The 18,170-nt window shown below is 34.1% G+C and carries 17 protein-coding genes; 6 read left to right on the top strand and 11 right to left on the bottom strand.

Annotated features, from left to right (window positions below; all coding sequences use genetic code 11):
* The first annotated feature begins 12 nt into the window (after positions 1-12).
* From DICTH_RS07370 to DICTH_RS07355, 4 genes are read left to right on the top strand one after another with little or no spacing between them, the layout of a single operon-like run.
* The gene (locus DICTH_RS07370; RefSeq protein ID WP_012547432.1) at positions 13-864 is read left to right on the top strand and encodes a bifunctional 5,10-methylenetetrahydrofolate dehydrogenase/5,10-methenyltetrahydrofolate cyclohydrolase; all 852 of its coding nucleotides are present in this window, start codon (positions 13-15) and stop codon (positions 862-864) included.
* Positions 848-1,453, top strand: coding sequence for a methylenetetrahydrofolate reductase C-terminal domain-containing protein (locus DICTH_RS07365; RefSeq protein WP_012548583.1), 606 nt, complete (start codon positions 848-850; stop codon positions 1,451-1,453). Before DICTH_RS07370 ends, DICTH_RS07365 begins: the two co-directional genes overlap by 17 nt.
* The gene (locus tag DICTH_RS07360) at positions 1,450-2,316 is read left to right on the top strand and encodes a methylenetetrahydrofolate reductase (protein WP_012546904.1); all 867 of its coding nucleotides are present in this window, start codon (positions 1,450-1,452) and stop codon (positions 2,314-2,316) included. The genes DICTH_RS07365 and DICTH_RS07360 overlap by 4 nt, the downstream gene beginning before the upstream one ends.
* Before the next feature lie 16 nt (positions 2,317-2,332).
* The gene (locus tag DICTH_RS07355) at positions 2,333-3,016 is read left to right on the top strand and encodes an acyltransferase (protein WP_012546896.1); all 684 of its coding nucleotides are present in this window, start codon (positions 2,333-2,335) and stop codon (positions 3,014-3,016) included.
* Here DICTH_RS07355 and DICTH_RS07350 read toward each other — a convergent pair.
* The 4 genes from DICTH_RS07350 to nifV are packed head-to-tail and all read right to left on the bottom strand — an operon-like array spanning position 3,013 to position 7,089.
* Positions 3,013-4,164 carry an iron-containing alcohol dehydrogenase gene (locus DICTH_RS07350; protein WP_012547992.1) on the bottom strand — a complete coding sequence of 384 codons (1,152 nt, stop codon included), beginning with the start codon at positions 4,162-4,164 and terminating at the stop codon, positions 3,013-3,015. The genes DICTH_RS07355 and DICTH_RS07350 overlap by 4 nt on opposite strands.
* A complete protein-coding gene (locus tag DICTH_RS07345; protein WP_012548173.1) occupies positions 4,165-4,665 on the bottom strand; it encodes a 3-isopropylmalate dehydratase small subunit in 501 nt (166 codons plus the stop codon). It abuts the gene before it with no gap.
* Between the two features lie 13 nt (positions 4,666-4,678).
* Positions 4,679-5,935, bottom strand: a complete 1,257-nt coding sequence (locus tag DICTH_RS07340; protein WP_012548539.1) for a 3-isopropylmalate dehydratase large subunit — start codon at positions 5,933-5,935, stop codon at positions 4,679-4,681.
* A 5-nt stretch (positions 5,936-5,940) separates the two neighbouring features.
* On the bottom strand, positions 5,941-7,089 hold the full coding sequence (gene nifV / locus DICTH_RS07335; protein ID WP_012547427.1) for a homocitrate synthase: 1,149 nt from the start codon (positions 7,087-7,089) through the stop codon (positions 5,941-5,943).
* Between the two features lie 236 nt (positions 7,090-7,325).
* On the opposite strand from nifV, the gene DICTH_RS07330 reads away from it, so the two are divergent.
* Together DICTH_RS07330 and galU are read left to right on the top strand one after the other, a co-directional pair.
* Positions 7,326-7,679: a cupin domain-containing protein gene (locus DICTH_RS07330; protein WP_012548742.1), complete on the top strand. Its 354-nt coding sequence runs from the start codon at positions 7,326-7,328 to the stop codon at positions 7,677-7,679.
* A gap of 11 nt (positions 7,680-7,690) precedes the next feature.
* Positions 7,691-8,557 (top strand): UTP--glucose-1-phosphate uridylyltransferase GalU, encoded by an 867-nt coding sequence (gene galU, locus DICTH_RS07325; protein ID WP_012548093.1) that lies wholly within the window; start codon positions 7,691-7,693, stop codon positions 8,555-8,557.
* Here galU and DICTH_RS07320 read toward each other — a convergent pair.
* From DICTH_RS07320 to DICTH_RS07290, 7 genes are read right to left on the bottom strand one after another with little or no spacing between them, the layout of a single operon-like run.
* Positions 8,535-11,486 carry an AAA family ATPase gene (locus DICTH_RS07320; protein WP_012547458.1) on the bottom strand — a complete coding sequence of 984 codons (2,952 nt, stop codon included), beginning with the start codon at positions 11,484-11,486 and terminating at the stop codon, positions 8,535-8,537. The two genes, galU and DICTH_RS07320, sit on opposite strands and share 23 nt — an antisense overlap.
* Positions 11,483-12,664, bottom strand: a complete 1,182-nt coding sequence (locus DICTH_RS07315; RefSeq protein WP_012547012.1) for a metallophosphoesterase family protein — start codon at positions 12,662-12,664, stop codon at positions 11,483-11,485. Before DICTH_RS07315 ends, DICTH_RS07320 begins: the two co-directional genes overlap by 4 nt.
* Complete coding sequence (locus DICTH_RS07310) at positions 12,664-14,346, bottom strand: ATP-binding protein (RefSeq protein ID WP_012546928.1); 1,683 nt, start codon at positions 14,344-14,346, stop codon at positions 12,664-12,666. Before DICTH_RS07310 ends, DICTH_RS07315 begins: the two co-directional genes overlap by 1 nt.
* Before the next feature lie 3 nt (positions 14,347-14,349).
* Positions 14,350-15,459: a DNA double-strand break repair nuclease NurA gene (locus tag DICTH_RS07305; RefSeq protein ID WP_012548278.1), complete on the bottom strand. Its 1,110-nt coding sequence runs from the start codon at positions 15,457-15,459 to the stop codon at positions 14,350-14,352.
* A gap of 2 nt (positions 15,460-15,461) precedes the next feature.
* Positions 15,462-16,661 (bottom strand): glycosyltransferase family 4 protein, encoded by a 1,200-nt coding sequence (locus tag DICTH_RS07300; RefSeq protein ID WP_012547190.1) that lies wholly within the window; start codon positions 16,659-16,661, stop codon positions 15,462-15,464.
* Positions 16,658-17,131, bottom strand: a complete 474-nt coding sequence (locus DICTH_RS07295; protein ID WP_012548421.1) for a divergent PAP2 family protein — start codon at positions 17,129-17,131, stop codon at positions 16,658-16,660. Before DICTH_RS07295 ends, DICTH_RS07300 begins: the two co-directional genes overlap by 4 nt.
* The gene (locus DICTH_RS07290; protein WP_012547382.1) at positions 17,128-18,162 is read right to left on the bottom strand and encodes an SIS domain-containing protein; all 1,035 of its coding nucleotides are present in this window, start codon (positions 18,160-18,162) and stop codon (positions 17,128-17,130) included. The genes DICTH_RS07295 and DICTH_RS07290 overlap by 4 nt, the downstream gene beginning before the upstream one ends.
* Positions 18,163-18,170: the final 8 nt, after the last annotated feature.

Below are 18,170 nucleotides of genomic sequence, written 5' to 3'. Positions count from 1 at the left end.
GAGGTAATTCAGATGGGAGTTATTCTTGAAGGAAAGCCTGTGGCTGAGAAGTTAGAAAAAGAAATTAAAGAGAAAATAGAGATTTATAAAACAAAGGGTATTATTCCTAATTTGTGTATAGTAAAGGTTGGCGAAAATGAAGAGGCGGAAGCTTACGCAAAGAGTATAGAAAGATTTTTCTCGAGGATAGGAATTAATGTGGAGAGAAAGAATTTTGCTGAAAATGTCTCTCTGCTAGAATTTCAGAAGGCTTTAAAGGAATTAGAAAAAAATAATAAAGTACATGGAATATTGATATTGAGACCTCTTTCGGAAGAATTAGAAAGACAAAAAGCTTTTCGGTTTTTGTCTCCTGATAAAGATGTGGAAGGTATAACTTATGAAAATTTAGGAAAGCTTTTTGTTGGTGAGAAATGTTTCCATCCCTGCACACCTCAGGCAGTTATTGAACTTTTGGATTTTTATAAAATTTCTGTAGAGGGGAAAGATGTAGTGGTGGTTGGAAGAAGTATATCGGTGGGAAAGCCCCTTTCTATACTACTTCTCAATAGGAATGCAACGGTTACCATATGTCATTCTAAAACTAAAAATTTAGAAGAACTTACGAGGAGAGCAGAAGTCCTTGTTGCGGCTGTAGGAAGGCCTCATTTTATAGGTAAAGATATGGTAAAGGAAGGTCAAGTAGTAATTGATATAGGTACTAATGTGGTAGAAGGGAAGCTTGTAGGTGATGTAAACTTTGAAGAAGTAAAGGATAAGGTTGGTTACATAACTCCTGTTCCAGGAGGTATAGGTATAATAACTACTCGAGTTCTTGCTATGAATCTTCTCAAGGCGGTGGAAAAGAATGAGGCTCGAAATTAAGCCTGCAGAAGAGGTGAAAAATTTTGTTAAGGGGAATAAAGTTTTTGTTTTTTCATGTGATAATTGTGGTTTTATAGATGTGGAGGAAAAGAATCAGCAAGTTTTAAAATTTGTTGAGGGTTTAGGTTATGAATTAGTAGGTATGTATACTTTAAAGAAGGATGATTGTAATGTAGGTTCTTTTTTAAGAATTATTGATAATTTAAGTGAAATAAATGAGGCAGATACGATTTTAACCTTCACTTGTGGGGGGCTTCCTCAGATTATTCCTAACTATATAAAAAAACAGGTCTTTCCTGCAACAAACACTTTGAAAATAGAACCTGGTAGAAGTCTTGGAAGTTTTGCAAGACTGTGTTCTGCATGTGGAGAGTGCTGGATATACTATACTGGAAATTTGTGTATGGAGAAGTTATGTCCAAAAAAGATGAGAAATGGCCCTTGTGGTGGAGCAGAAGAGGGTATATGTGAGGTATTTAATAGATTATGCCCTTGGGTTATTCTCTTTAGAAATAAGAGAATAACAGAGGAAGAGTTTTTAAGAATAATTCCTCCTAAAGATTTTAGCAAAATACTACTTCAAGAATGAACTTTGAGGAGAGGTTAAAATCTGGTAAATTTGTTATAACTGCAGAGGTGAGTCCACCGAGAGGGGTGGATGTTAGTTCTTTTATCGAAAAAACTTTACTTTTAAAAGACAGGGTTGATGCTGTAAATGTTACCGATTTTCAAAATGTGGGAGTGAGAATTACATCTCTTGTGGGAAGTTATCTACTTCTTAGGGAAGGAATGGAGCCAATATTTCAAATAACCGCAAGGGATAGAAATAGGGTTGCCATCTCAGGAGAGCTTTTGAGTGCTTATACTCTTGGTATTAGAAATGTACTTGTTTTAACAGGAGATTACACTACTACTGGGATAGCAAAATCTGCAAAGCCTGTGTTTGATCTGGATGCAACTAATATATTGGTGGTTGCAAAAAGATTGGAAGATGGCGAAGATTTTTCAGGTAAAAAACTAAACAAAAATCCCGATTTTTTCTTGGGAGCAGTATTTAATCCAAATCTTGTTCCTTTGGAGATAGAGATTTTGAAATTACTAAAAAAGAAAAAGGCAGGAGCAGAATTCTTTCAAACACAGCTTTTTTTTGATCTTTCGGTAATGGAAAGAGTGAGAGAAAGGGTTGGAAATGAGATAAAAATTATAGCTGGGGTTACCATTTTTAAGTCTATAGAGATGCTGGAGTATATGATGAGTAGTGTTCCTGGTATAAAAATTCCTACTGAGATTTTAGATATGTTTAGGAATACTAAGGATATAAAGTCTTTAAGTATTGAGTTTTGTGCTGAGTTTTGTTCTAAGCTAAAAGAGAGTAAACTGCTTGATGGGATTCATTTTCTTGCTTCTAGACCTTCAGATATAATTAAAGTATTAGATTTATTAAATTGGTGAAGGGAGGCACAGTGAGGTGTTGGAACCCGAAAGGTTTTTTGAATTGTCTGGTATTGAAGGAGAGCTTTTTAGGGATATGAACTTGGTTTGGGATGCTTTGAAAACTCTTGAAAAATTCTTAAGGAAGTATGCAAAGCCTGAAATTAGAGGAATAATCAAGGGAGGGGTTTTTATAGAGGGAAACGTGTTTATAGATGAGGGAACAGTTATTGAGCCCTTTGTTTATATAAAGGGTCCTGCGTATATTGGTAAGAATTGTGAGATAAGGCAGGGTGCCTATATAAGAGGTAATGTATTTATTGGAGATAACTGTGTAGTAGGACATACTACAGAGATTAAGAATAGCATTCTACTTTCTGGAGCAAAAGCTCCTCATTTTAATTATGTAGGTGATAGCATCCTTGGACACAATGTGAATCTGGGAGCAGGTACTAAGATATCAAACTTAAAAATAGGACTTAGTGGTACAGTTAAAATAAAGGTGAATGGAGAAGTGTATGATACAGGGCTTAGAAAATTAGGAGCTATTATTGGGGATGATAGTGAGACTGGATGTAACTCTGTGCTTAATCCTGGGACTATTATAGGTAAGAGGGTACTTATTTACCCTAATGCAAGTGTAAGAGGATTTATTCCAGAAAAAAGTATTGTAAAATTCAAGCCTAATTTAGACATTATAGACATAATAGACAGAACTTAAAAGGCTTTTTTTAGTATTTCAAGTACAGTTTCATAGTTCAGTGTTCGTGGATTTGTTTTGTAAGATCCTGATTTTGGTACTTCTTGGGCTATATTAGGGAGATCTTCCCATTTTATTCCATAATTGTGAAGGCCAAGTTTGATGTTAAGTATAGAGAAGAATTCATCTATTTTTTTCAAGATCTTTTCTTTGGCAGATCTTAAAGAATATACCCCTATGGCTCTTCCTAAAGCAGAGATTTTTTCTCTGGAAAGTATTTCTAAGTTATATTCTAAGGTAGGAATGGTAACTAAGGCACAAGCAAGTCCATGGGGAATATTGGCATAAACCCCAATAGGATGAGCAAGAGCATGTATACCTCCAAGTCCTGTTTGGGTAAAAGCTATCCCACTAATGGTGCTGGCATATAATACTTTTTCTCTTAAATCAATTCTTTCTAGATTATTGTATACCCTGGGAAGATATTTATATATGGTCCTTAGTGCGGTTAGAGCAAGGGGCTCTGTAACCATATTACTATTAACTGATAAAAAGGACTCTAAAGAGTGTATAAAAGCATCAATACCACTGTAAGCAGTATTTTCTTTTGGTAAGGAAAGGGTAAGATATGGGTCTATAATGGCAAGGGTGGCATATAAAAAATCGTGTCTTATGCTTAATTTTTCTTTTGTTTCAGGATTAATAAGCACTGAAACTCGTGTAACTTCACTTGCAGTTCCTGCTGTAGTGGGCACTAGAATAGTAGGTAAACCCTTAATTGTTATTTTATTACTGTTGTCTCCTATATAATCCCATATGGTGCCAGGTAGATTTACTTTGACTGCAATTGCTTTTGCCACATCAAGGGCACTTCCACCTCCAATACCAATAACAAGGTCTATACCTTTTGTTTTAGCGATTTCTGCTCCTTGATCTACTATATAATAAGGAGGTTCAGGAGGTACCTCGTCGAAAACATATACATCAATAGGATAATTATTGTATATGTTTAAAAGCTTATCTAAAATTCCAGTGCTTTTTAGGTGTTTTTTACCAGTTACTATTAGAACTTTCTTTGCTCCTAAGGAATAGGACTCCTCGGGAATTTTCTCCCAGAGTCCTATTCCAAACTTTATCATTACTGGAATGTAAAAATTAAAATGTTGCATCTAAATTTTGAAATCTCCCTCTTTCTTAAGGTACTCTACAAGGCCTCCTGCTTGTAATATTTTTACCATTATATCTGGAAATGTGCTCTTAGAATTTATCACTATATTTTTTGTCTTGTTAAAAATTTTACCATTAAAAAGATCCACTTCCAACTCATCCCCCTGATCTATTTGATCTGTATCTGCCTCTAATAAAGGTAAACCTACATTTATAGAGTTTCTGTAGAATATTCTTGCAAAACTTTTAGCTATCACCAGGCTTATTCCTGCATGTTTGATTACTAAAGGTGCCTGTTCTCTGGAAGAACCACATCCAAAGTTTTTGCCAGCCACAATGATATCTCCAGGAGTTATTTTCTTATAGAATTCTGGATCAAGATCTTCAAAAAGGTGCTTGGACATTTCGTTAAAGTCTAAACTTTTAAATTTGTATTTTCCTGATATTATGTAATCGGTGTTTATATCATCTCCAAATTTGTGAGCTCTTCCCCTAATTAGCATAATAGACTTCCTCCTAATCCATTAGTTCTCTTGGATCAGTAATTTTTCCTAAGATTGCTGAGGCAGCTACGGTAAGGGGCGAAGCTAAATGTATAAAAGCTTTGTTGTTTCCCATTCTTCCTTTGAAATTTCTATTAGCAGTAGAGATAACATTCTCCCCATCTGCAGGTATGCCTTGATGAGTCCCTACACATGGTCCACACCCTGGATTTGTTACTATAGCGCCTGCTTCTAAGAATATATCTATAAGGCCCTCTTTCATAGCTTGTATAAAAATCCTTTTAGAGGCAGGTGTTATGATCATTTTTACATTTTTGGATACTTTTCTACCCTTTAGAATTGATGCGGCTAGTCTTAGGTCTTCTAATCTGCCATTAGTGCATGTACCAATAAAGGCTTCGTGTATTTTGACATTATCTATTTGAGAGATAGGGTAGACATTGTCCACAGTATGGGGCATAGCCACTTGGGGCTCTAAGTTAGATAAATTAAACTCATAAATAGCCTCATATTCCGCATCGGGATCCGCTTCAACCCCTTTTTCTTGTGGAAAGCCAATACTTTTAAAGAATTCTTTTGTTTTTTCATCGAAGGGCATAATACCTGCTTTTGCTCCCATTTCAACTACCATATTGGTTATAGTTGCCCTACCATCTATAGAAAGGTCTCTGATTACTTCTCCATCAAACTCTATAGCTTTATAGGTTAGGCCGTCAGCCTTAAAATACCCTGCAAGAAATAATACCACGTCTTTAGAAACGACACCTTTAGGAAGTTTTCCATTTAAAATGATCTTTACAGTATTGGGTACTTTAAACCATAATTTACCAGTGTACATTGCTGCAGCAAGCTCACTGGAGCCAACTCCTGTGGAAAAGCAGTTTAAAACTCCATATGTACAAGTATGAGAATCTGCGCCAATAACGAGGCCCCCAGGTGTAGCAAGTCCTCTTTCCATAAATACTTGGTGGCATACTCCTTCTCCAAATTCTGTAATTTGAGTGCCGTATTTTTCTGCAAAGTCTCTCATCAGTTTATGAAGATTTGCAACCCCCTCATTTGGGGGTGGGACAGAGTGGTCCATTACTAAGAGTACCCTTTCTGCGTTAACGACCTTTTCTCCTCCCAATTCTTCAAAGACCTTAATTGCAAGAGGAGATGTTCCGTCCTGCCCCATTAGGGCATCAAGTTTTGCAATTACTAAATCACCAGCTTTAACATCCTTTCCTGTGTGAGCTGAAAAGATTTTTTCAGCTATTGTCTTCCCCAATTTTTTCACTCTCCTTCTTTCTTAGCTTTTTCCTTTAAGTAATCTTGATAAAGATACATTAATTCTTTGTCAAACAGTGGTCTCTTAAGTTCTACCGCAAGGGCTCTTACTTTCTTAAGCAATTCTTGAGCATCTTCTTCAGGAAGATTTATACCATACTCCTGGAATTTCCTTATAAGAGCATGGGTTCCAGAATGTTTTCCAATTACAATTTGTCTCTCTCCTCCTACTTCTTCAGGAGAGAAGACTTCATAAGTTTTTGGATACTTAATCACGCCATCAGCGTGTATTCCAGACTCATGGGCAAAGATATTCTTACCAACAATTGCCTTATTTACTGGTAGTTCCCTTTGAGAAGCTTTTGCTACATATTCGCTAAGTTCTCTTAATTTATAGGTTTTGATACCTAAGTCTATATTGTAGATGTACTTTAAGGCCATCACCACTTCTTCTAATGCAGCATTACCTGCCCTTTCTCCAAGGCCATTTACTGTTACCCCTACATAGGTAGCTCCTGCTCTAACTCCTGCCAAAGCATTGGCAGTGGCCATTCCAAAGTCATTGTGAGTATGCATTTCTACAGGTATGCCTACTTTCTCAATTATAGTTTTTATAACCTCATACATAGTGAAAGGTTCCATAATTCCTACAGTATCGCAATATCTGAGTCGGTCTGCTCCTGCCTCTTTTGCAGCCTTTGCAAATTGTAATAGAAATTCCATATCAGTTCTTGATGCATCTTCAGCATTCACTGATACATATACTCCGTGCTTTTTTGCGAATTCTGTGGCTTTTACCATGTTTTCTAAAACCCATTCTCTGGTCTTTTTGAGTTTATACTTAATGTGGATGTCAGAGGTAGAAATGGAGATAGCTACAGCATCTACCCCACATCTTAGAGATGCTTCAATGTCACTTATCACAGCTCTATTCCATCCCATTATGCTTGCTTTTAATCCTGCTTTAACTATGGCTTTTATTGCTTCTTCTTCGTCTCCTCCCATCACAGGGATGCCTGCTTCAATTTGATGTACTCCTATCTCATCAAGCATTCTGGCTATTTGTAGTTTTTCAGCTTTTGAAAATACCACACCTGCTGTTTGTTCTCCGTCTCTTAATGTGGTGTCTACAATTTTTATATCGGTATTTTTCATAATTTTACGCCTCCCGTTCTGACATAAATTTTATTTATAAAACTAAAAAGGTGCTTCGGAGCTCACTCCAAAGCACCTTTGCATTCTCTGTTACTTTTTAATTACATTATAAATTTTAGCACATAATTATTCAAAAAAGAAGGTATGAAATGTTTAAAGTAGTATTAATTAAAGTTGCTTAAATAACCTTTAAAAGATAAAATAATTAAGACTTCTTATTTTTTTAGGAGGTTGTTATGTACCGTAGATTCTCTTTAAATGATGAGAAGTTGGAGGATTTTAAAAGAGGAAACTTTATGATTAGATTTCTAAGATTTAATGCTCCTTTTAAAAGTGAGACAGAAGTACATAAGAAAGTGAATGACATGTATATAGTGTATTCTGGAAAGGCAAAGGTTTTGTTAAGCGATGATTATGAGGGTGGAAGAGAAGTTGAACCATACGAGATTAGAGGGTGTAATATTTTAAACTATGAGACTATTGATATGAAAAGTGGTGATGTACTTTTTATTCCTGCTAATACCTCTCACCAACTTTTAGTGGAAGAAGGCTCTTTGACTATTGTAATTATAAAGATTCCAGAGGAATAGGGGGTATTGCTATGTCTATAAATAAGGCTGTCTTTCCTGCTGCAGGTCTTGGTACTAGATTTCTTCCAGCTACAAAGGCGCAACCTAAGGAGATGCTTCCTGTAGTGGATAAGCCTATAATTCAATATGCAGTAGAGGAGGCTGTAAATTCTGGAATTGACGAGATAATTATTGTCACAGGCAGGAATAAGAGGGCGATCGAAGATCATTTTGATATATCTTTTGAACTGGAATATTTCTTACAGAAAAAAGGAGAATTGGACTTACTGAGACAGGTAAGGGAGATCTCAGAGCTTGCTACTGTCTATTATATTAGGCAGAAAGAACCTCTTGGGCTTGGTCATGCTGTTTTGGTTACCAAAGAACTTGTTAAGAATGAACCTTTTGCTGTAATTTTGAGCGATGATCTTATTGTAAGTGATGTGCCTTGTATGAAACAGATGATAGAGATATATGAAAGATACAAATGCTCAGTCATAGCTGTAGAGAGAGTTCCAAAAGACGAGGTTAAAAATTATGGGGTTATAGCAGGTAAGAAGATTGATGAGGGTATATATCAAGTAACTGATCTTGTAGAGAAACCGTCGGTAGATGAGGCACCTTCTGATCTTGCTATTGTAGGAAGGTATATATTAACTCCTGAGATATTTCCTATGCTTGAGAAAGTTAAGCCTGGAAGAGGGGGAGAAATACAGCTTACGGATGGGTTGAAAATGCTTTTGGAGAAAGAAGCCATATATGCTTATGAATTTAAAGGTAAGAGGTATGATACAGGTAGTAAACTTGGATTTTTAATAGCCTCAGTAGAGCTTGCTCTTAAAAGAGAAGGACTTGGAGAACAATTTAAAGAATATCTTAAAACTCTAAATTTAGATTAGGATTATCATTATCTATTTTTGTTATTTGTCCATTATCTATGTAATAGACTTCATCGAATAGGTCTTCGTCTATCGGTACGTGAGTTACTACAAATATTTGATCAAAAAATTCTGATACTTCTCCTTGGGTTATGAGATATAATAGTCCTTTTGCTCTGTCTTCATCAAAGGACCCTAAAGGTTCATCTAAGAATATGAATTTAGGTTGTACTCCTTTATCTTGGGGAAGAGTTGCCATAGCAAAAGCAAGCCTTAAAGCTAAAGAGATCTGGTCCTGAGTTCCACCACTGAATCTTTCTTTTCCTAATGGATCTTTAGTATCGCTGGTGTATACTCTTAGTTTATAATCTTCATCAATCTCGGCGTAATGGTATCTATCTGATGTTAAGATAGGTAATATTCTTTGCATAAAAGCCATGGTTCTTGGAAGTATAGATTTTAATATGCTTTCTCTTGTACTTTCAGCAATCTTGATAGCATAATCCATTTTTTGTATTTTTCTTTCTATCTCTTTATAGTCTTCTTCTACTTTTTCTGGTATCAAGTCATCCCTTTTTTGTCCTGTTTTGCTCTCATACTCTTCAAGTATAGCCTCCTTTTCTCCGAGGGTTTTGATAAGTTCTTCTTTTTGACTCAAAAGCATTTCTTTTTCCTTAGGGTCTATGCTTATTGAAGCATAGTCTTTCCAATTTTCTTCCTTAAAACGATTTTTGAATTCTTCGATAAGTTTGGTATATTCTTTTTCTACAGCCTCTCTTTGTCCCCTCTTATTGTTCAGTTGGGATGATATACTGTCGTATTTTTCTTTTACCTTTCTTTCCTCTAAGTCTTTTATAGTATCCTTCAATTTATTTATATAATCTTCGCTTAATGAAGGTAATTTTTTCGATAGCCTTTCAATTTCATCTTGTGCTCTTTTGATATCTTCTTCAAGCTCTATTTTTCTCTTCTCTTTATCAGCTAACTCTTTTTTATCTTCCTCTATATTTTTAAGCCTATTTTCCAAAGAGCCTTTTTCAGAGCTTAAAACTAAAAGTTCCTTGTCAGGAAGGGGATCGGATTTTTTTAGATTTTCCATTTCTGTTTCTTTTTCTTTAAGTTCTTGCTTTTTCTTTTCTAAGATCTCTTGTGCCTTTAGTAATTTTTCTTCTACAGATTTAATATCTTTATTACAACTAAGCCTTGAGGCAAGCTCGGAGATTAATCTTTCAGCCTCAGTTTTTAGTGAGTTTATGTTGTCAATTTCTCTTTTTAGCTTTGTCCTTTCCTCTATTAAGGTTAAAGTGTCTATACTTGAGGCTTTTGTCTTTAACGATTCTATTATTTTTTCTGTTTTAATTTTCTTAGCTTCAAGTTCTTTTTCAAGATTTTGGAGCTCTTGTTCTAACTCTTTTTGATTTTTATCTTTAAGATGGTCAGGAATGTCTTTTTTTATAAATTCCAAAATGCTTAATTGTTTAGTGAGATCTTTATTGGTTTGAGAATAATTTCTATAGGTAAGAAAACTAAAGATTAGGAGTACCAAGGAGGGTATTAGGAAAAAGTAGTTTAAAGCAAAGGATAAAACAAAGGAAAGGATAGTTAAGGTAGAAGTAAGAATTAGTCTATTTTTAGCCTTTGAGAAATCTTTTTGTAATGAGAAAATTTGGATTTCTTTTTCTTTGTACTCTAATGCTTTTTTATAAGGATCAAGAATTTCTTTGGTATTTGAAAAGTTATTTAATATTTTTTCTAACCTTTCTTTTCTTTTTTCAAGATTTCTTTTTCTTTCTTCAAGTTTCTGGATTTCATTTTCTACTTTGTTAATTTCATCTAATAAAGTTTTTTCTTTTTCTATTTCCTTAATTGTTTCTTTATATTTTTCTACCTTTTCTGACAGATTTGGGATTATCTCTTCCAGTTTTGAGATTTTTAATTTTTCCTCATTTATTGTTTTTGTGATTTCATCAATTTGAGATTTTATATTTTTTACTTCCTCCAAAAACCTTATTTTTTCTCTTATCTCTCCTTCTTCTTTTATCCTTTCCTCTAAATTTTTAATTCTTTGTAAGTTTTCACTCTTCTGTCTTTCCAGTACTTTGATTTTTTCCTCAATACTTTTTATTTCGCTTATAATTTTCTCCTCTTCTTTGCACTTTTCTAATAGTTCCACATCCTTTTTTACTTTATCAAATTCTTCCTCTAATTTTTTAATCTCTTCTTCTAAGTTATGTAAGAGTTCCTCTTTTTTTACAATATTTTGAGATAATTCTATCTTTTCGATTTCCTTTATTCTGTTTTCTATTTCATTAATTCTTTCCTTAATTTCAGGGAGTTCTTTCTTGGCTTCTGCTGCTTTTCTAATAAGTTCATAGTTCTCTTTTTGACTTATAAATTCCTTTCTTGTATCTTTTGCCTTTTCTATTAGATTTACAAAGTAATCTAAATTAAATAGTTTAGATATAAGTTGTTGTCTTTCTTTAGCTCCTAAATTCTCTAATGTTTCTAACCTTTTCTGCCCTATGAAGCAGGTATTTATGAATATATCTTGGTCTATGCCTATTTCTTTTATAATTCTTGGATTTACACTGCTAGGGTTTGTTACGATAATAGGAGTTGGATTATTATTTTGCTTTATGCGAAGTGTAGCTTCCTGAGAGGTACTACCTTGAGGGTTTTTCTTAAGTGTTCTGCTTATAGTTAAGATTTTATCTTCAGTTTTTACTACAAGTTCAATTTCTGCTTTTTCTGTATTAAACTTTATCAGGTTTGAAATGGTACCCACATATACCGGTTTCCCAAATAGGGCAAAGCCTATAGCTTCAAATATGGTGCTTTTTCCTGCCTCATTTTTTCCCTTGATAAGGATCTTACCTTTTTCAGGAAAGTTTATATGAGCAGTTCGATATTGTTTAAAGTTCCTAAGAGTAAGACTTACAAGTTTAATCATAGTATTATTTCTCTACTTTTTAATTCTTCTTTTATCCATTTCAAAGCCTCTAATATTATCTCTCTGTCTTCAGGAACTTCTTCTATATATTTTTTTGTAATTATTTCAAGATTTTTGTCAACACTAAGCTCTGGAGCAGGGAGGGTATTTATCTCTTCACCCTTTATTCTTAAGTTTTGGGTATCAAGATCAAACAAAAAGTTAGAGTTTATTCCTGCCTCGAGAATTTTACTAAAGTTAATAGACTGATACATGGAGAGTGGAATCTCTCCCACAAGTTTGCATTTTAAAAGTAGGTCTTTGTGGGAGTTTTTTATTATTCTCTCTATAATGGAATTTGTAGGTTCTTTTTGTGGTATTTCTGTTAATTTAATTTCTAAATTTTTCATTGGCTGAACGTTCAGCTCTATATGTTCATAATTTATCCTTCCCTTTTCAATAGTTAAGAGATAAAATCCTGGTTTAAGATTTTCTTCTCCAAAATCAAATCTTTCTGTACTGCCAGGAATAATTACATGTTTGTTGGCAAAGCGATAGGTGTTTTGTTCATGTAAGTGACCTAATATATAAAGATCAAAAGGCAAATCGTAAAGAGTGTTAGTGGAGACTTGGGGCTCTTGGGCTTTGGGGTGAGCAAATTTTTCAAAGGAGTAGTGAAGAATTAGGATCTTGAATAAATTGTTTTCCTTAGGGAAATCTGGAGGAACTATTACATTTTTTTCTAATGGGTCTATTTTTCCCTTTTTTCTTGGGTCATGAGATAGGCCAGAAACAAGTATACTTATGTTATCTTTTTCGAAGATTTCATAGCTTATTGTAGACTGCGAGGAAAAGGTCTTTATTAATCCTGCTTCTTCAAAAATCCTTATAGGGTAAGAGTCAGACTCAAGCATATTTGGAGCATCATGATTTCCTCCAATAGCGTATATTTTTATGTTATTTTTTACCATTTTTGAAAATTCACGAGCAATAAAAGTTAGATCTTGGTTCCTGGGAGTTGAGGAATCAAATAAGTCTCCAGCATGGATAAAGATATCTGCTTTTTCTTCTATAGCGTAATTTACTACTTCCTCAAAGACATTTCTTAACCTTTTTCTTCGTTCTTGCAATCTTTCTGGAAGCAGTTTCTTGTAATACTTTCCCAAGTGATTGTCTGCAGTAATCACGATTTTGATCATTAGATTTCACTCCCAAAGTCAGGTAGAATTTCTGTATCATTCTTTTCTATCATAGTACTTTCTATGTTGTCTAAAGCTTTTTGGAATTCTTCTTCTAAGTCAATATCAAATCCACCCTCTGCAGTTTCTCTTTCTCCAATCTTTACCATTACAGGTATTTTGGTTAATCTTCCTAGAATTATTGCTTCTCCAATATTTAATCCTGGAAGATCCTGGAATAGATTCTCAGAGAGAGCTTCGGAAGCTTCTTTCACTGCAGTCTGATCAGTGGGATTTGTGAGTCTCATAATGATTTGACTTCCGCATTGAGAAAGAGTATTACTGCTTATTTTATAAGGTCTTTGGGTAACTACTATAAGAAATACTTTAAATTTTCTACCCTCTGCAGCGATGGAGTTTATTATTCTTGCACTTTTTAATTTTTCTCCCTTTTCTTTTGGCACTAAGTTATGGGCCTCTTCGAGTACTATAAACAAAGGATAGGGAAGACCCTCAGACTTTGCTTTTGTCCATATATCATTTAAGAGTTTACTAACTACAAGATCTTGAAGATTTTTTTCTATTCCTGCAAGATCAATGACTGATATGTGGGCAGGTTTTAATATTTTTTCAGGAGAGATATCTTTAAATCCCCATATAGGATAATCCTTTATCCATTTTACATATTTTAGTGCCTTCCTTGCTCCAATCATAGTTTCCTCAGGATATTTTTTCTTATTCTTTTTTTCCATTTTTTCTATAATTTTTCTTTCGTAGTCATCAAAGTCCAGACTAAAATCTTCTTCATCTTTTTCTTCTATTCCTGCCATATCCTTAAGTTTCTCATATAACTCATTGGGAGTGAAATCTATTCTTGACTCTCTTAATTCTTCAATTGCTTTTTCAACGGCATCTCTTATATTGCTATATTCGGATATTCCAAGAATTTCTGCTATTTGTTCATTTTCTAATTCGCTAAACCTTATGGAGTAAGGTTCCACACCACCTATCATATCATCGGAAAATCTTCCTTGTACTTTAGGAATTCTATAAATAGTGACATTATGGGCAATAGACGAGAATTCTTTTAAATTGTTTCTTTTTCTTCTTAAAAGTACATAATCACTATTAGGATCAAAGACCAGTATAGTTGCTCCTAACTTTACAAGTTTCTCTAAAAGAAGTCCTGTGAGATAAGATTTTCCTGCCCCTGTTTGAGCTATTATGGCAAGGTGCCTTCTAAGGCCGTTAGGGTCAAGGGTAACTTTTACGTTAGGTCTGTAAAGAAGAGTACCTATTTCAATAGCAGTGCTTTTATTGTGGGTAAAGAATCTTTGAAGAAGGTCATCGGGGGCAAGGTATACAGGAGAACCTGGGAGAGATACAGATCTAGGAAGAAGAATATTTCCATCTTTGTCCAAATATCCTAGTACTCTTGCAGAAGCTATAAGTTTTAGAGGAATCTTGTAGTTTAATTCCAAAAGTTTTGTTGTAGCATCGTATTCTTGATCTTCTGAGAGTACATCTGAAAAGGCTTTTAGACTTTCTACTTGAGCTAATACTTCTACTTCCTCATTTGAAGAGGCAATCCCTTTGATTACCACATATTCGAGCCTTTTAGGAGCTAATTCTTCGTTGGTAATAAATTGGAAATTATCACAATAGCTTTCTCCTACTAAGTATCCTACACATTTTAATTCCATTTATTAGTAGAACCTCCCTTGACTTCTGTCAAGTTCAATAATTCCTGGAAATTCAGTTTTCAAAATCATTATATACCTTTCTAAGTCAGGTTCTCTTTTTATTCTAACAATTTGGTCCACAAAATACAAAGGAGTTTGATATATCTTCGTATTTACACAATTTTCTCTTAATACTCCTAAGATTTGATCTATATTTATATCTTTCCCCCAAAAGTAATTTACGGAGAGTATACTCGACTTTTCTCCTACCATATTGGCTGGGAAGTCTATCCTTAGGAACTGATCTCTTGGCATAAGTCTTATATAGAAGGTATAAAAGGCTGGAGAATTATTAAGAATATTTTGAAGGTTTGGGTCCTTTTCTATGATCTCTAATTGTTTGTGACCAAGCCCCATCTCTGCTCCTATCAATAGTGGAGTTGTATATCCGGGCTCTGAAGTAAATATGCTTAAGATCTCGCTATCAGTGGGTTTGTAAGGTGTTGTTTTATCTATATCAGGATTGTCAAGAGATAGGATTTGGAAAAGAAAAGTATTTCGGGAAGACTTAGAAATAGAGATGACATCTACATTGTTCTTGGAAGAATTTATAAGATCTAAAGTGTTTATTAGTACTTCTCGAGCAAGGTTTTTGTAATTTTCATCTTCAAAACTGTATAAATACCTCAAAAGGTATGAGATTCTTGATAATAAAGAGCCATCGATAAATAATATCAAAGGAGCTTTGTTTTCTTTAATAATTTGAAGGGCAAGCCTAATTTCCAAATCTTGCATTAAAAGGTCTCTTAAGAGCCCCAGTTGAGTTTCTGGTATAGAACCCCATACAGGCTCGAGAGATACAAGAGCTTTTTCATATCCATTGGAGCCTATGGCAAGAGCTTGGGTTATTATTAAATAAGGTCCTAAAGAGAAGGATAGGGTTCTTTGGGAAGCATCTACGGCAAATGTTGGTTTGTTGGTAAACTGATAGGAGTCTGAAAGTTTATTCCAAATCTTCCCAATAAACTCTGAAACAAAAGATTTGTCACTAAGACTTCTTTTAATAAGAAGTTCCTCAAGAATGGGTCTTTTTTTCTTTATTTCGGATATAAAGAGAGATATAAAATCGGGCATTATTATATATTATATTCTTTTATCAGGTATTCATACAAGGAGAGAAGTTTTTTATTAAGGATTTTTATATGGAAAAGCTTTGAGTTATCAAGGGCATTTATAGACATTTTTTCATATAAATCCCTATTCTCAATGAGGGTTATTATTTTTTCTGAAAATATTTTCTTAGCTTCTTGATTATTGGGTATTAAAAAACCATTTATTCCATTTTTAACAAAATCTGAAATTGCATCATCTTCTATAGCCACCACAGGAAGTCCTGATGCCATCGCTTCAAGAATGACTAAGCCTTGAGTTTCTGTAATTGAAGAAAATACAAATATATCAGAGGCGTAATAGGCTTTAATAACTTTATCATAATCCAAATATCCAGTAAAAATAGTCCTATCGTAGACGTTTAGAGCCTTAGCTTTATTTTTTAGCTCTTCCATTACTCTTTTATCGGGATTATCTCCCACGATAACCAGATAGATCAATTTATCTGTATTATTCTTAATAATTTCTAGTACTTCGATGAGAAATTCAATATTTTTTTCCTTTCCAAGTCTTCCTACAAAAAGAAGTAGTACTGCATTAAGGGGGAGATTTAAATCTTTTCTTGCTTCATTTTTAGGAATTTTCCTAAATTTATCCAAATCTATGCCATTAGGAAGTACTTCTATGGGTTTTTTTACCCCAAATTCTTTAAGAAGTCTCTTTATTTTAGTTGAGGGAGCAATAACTAAATCGGAATGATTACAGTATTCTCTGCTTATCCAGATAGCTATTTTTCTAGCTTTTTCTTCATCTATTATGTTTTGCTTTATAAAATTTGGAAAGTGATCCCATATGTAATAGGCATAATCTGGAAGAAGTGTATGATAAGTATGGATTATTGGTCTTTTTATCCTTTTCCCTTCGTATAGTCCAAAGATTCCGAGAGAAAAAGGAGAGTGGGTGTGTATTACATGAGGATTTATTTTTCTTATCATAAAGTCATATTTTAGAGAGTAGGGTAGGGCAACTCGGTGCTCTTTCTGAAAGGGAAATGTTATGGATGGAAGGATATATATATTTTTTTCTTTAGGAAGGTTGGGAATATTGGGTATAAAAAGGTAAATGGAGTGATTCTCCTCTTCTAAAGTCTTCTTTAGAAAATTTAAAGAGGTAGCTACGCCATTCTTCTGAGGAATATAGGTATCACTAAAGAATGCTATTTTCATTTTACAAAAAATGTGTAGTATATAACATGGGCTAAGATGAGGCCGATAATTCCTCCAGTTATAGCCTCTATGGGCGTATGCCCTATAGACTCCTTTAAGTAGATCTCTTTTAACTCAGGATCTTTTAATTCCTTTTGTATAATTTTGTTTATAACTTTTGCTTGTTCCTCGGTGGCAAGTCTCACACCAATGGCATCTGCTATTACTATACCTGCAAAGAACATGGAAAGAATATATAGAGTAGAATTGAAGCCTTCTTTTATGCCAATTATGAGAGATAGTGATACTACAAGGGCTGAGTGAGAACTTGGCATTCCGCCCCACTCAAAAAAGGCTCTCCAGAGGAATTTTTTCTCCTGAAGACTTCTTATTAACCCTTTTATTCCTTGCGTGATGATAGCTACCAATATGGGGATTATGAATATTGGATTTTGTGATAAATCTTTTAATATTTGAAATATGTGGTTCATCTTGTAATAGTAACCTTTCTTATGTTTCTAGGATTGTCAGGGTCTCTTCCTTTAATCTCAGCAAGATAGTAAGCAAAAATTTGAGCTGGGTAAATAAAAGGTATAGGGGTGACGTATTCTGGTACATCACAATCTATATAGATTCCCTCATACTCTTTTGTAAGCTCAGCTTCATTGGTAAATATAAATATATCGCTTCTCTTTTCCTTTAAGGTTCCTAAAACTTCCAAGGAATGTTCCATACTTTCTCCTTTAGGAACGAAGAAAAATACAGGAAATCCTTCCGAGGCAAGAGCAAGGGGACCATGCATAAAATCTGCTGAGGAGTAGGCTTGAGCAATAATATAAGAGGTTTCCTTGAGCTTTAGAGCAGTTTCTAAAGCTGTAGATAAATTAAACCCTCTTCCAAGGATTGCACAGTGTTCCATGTATTTATATGGTTTTACTTTTTCTTTTATTTCCTCTTCTCTCTTTTGTATATCTTCCATAGCGTTTAATATTTTATCAAATTCTTCTAATGCACTTCTACCTATAATTGAATTTGTTAAAAAATAGATAGAGACCAATTGGGATAAATAGGTTTTGGTGGCTGCAACACTTCTTTCTACTCCTGAGTTTAGAAAAATATTTATTTGGGCTATTTGAGCTAGCTTTCCTTGAGGATTATTGGTTATACCAATAGTCAAAGCTCCTTGTTCATTGGCTTTTCTCACGACTTCACAGATGTCATCACTTTCTCCAGACTGGGAGATGGCAATAACAAGGGAAGATTTAAGATTAGGAGGGAGTTTGTAGATAGTAAATAAAGATGGAGCACATAAGGATACAGGAATATTCAAATGGGATTCCATATAATATTTTCCCCATGTAGCAGCGTTATCTGACGATCCTCTTGCCACAAAAATAATATTATGAAATTCAAAAGATTTTATTTTATTTGAAACTTCCACAAATTCTTCCCAGCGATTTTTGTAATTCTTGATTATATGGAGCCCTTCTCTTATTTCTTTAATCATAAACTTTTCGGACATTTTTTATT

The organism is Dictyoglomus thermophilum H-6-12 (assembly GCF_000020965.1).
Classification (GTDB): Bacteria; Dictyoglomota; Dictyoglomia; order Dictyoglomales; family Dictyoglomaceae; genus Dictyoglomus; species Dictyoglomus thermophilum.
The sequence above is the reverse complement of the archived record's forward strand: the minus strand, read 5'-3'. Positions and strand labels throughout refer to the sequence as shown.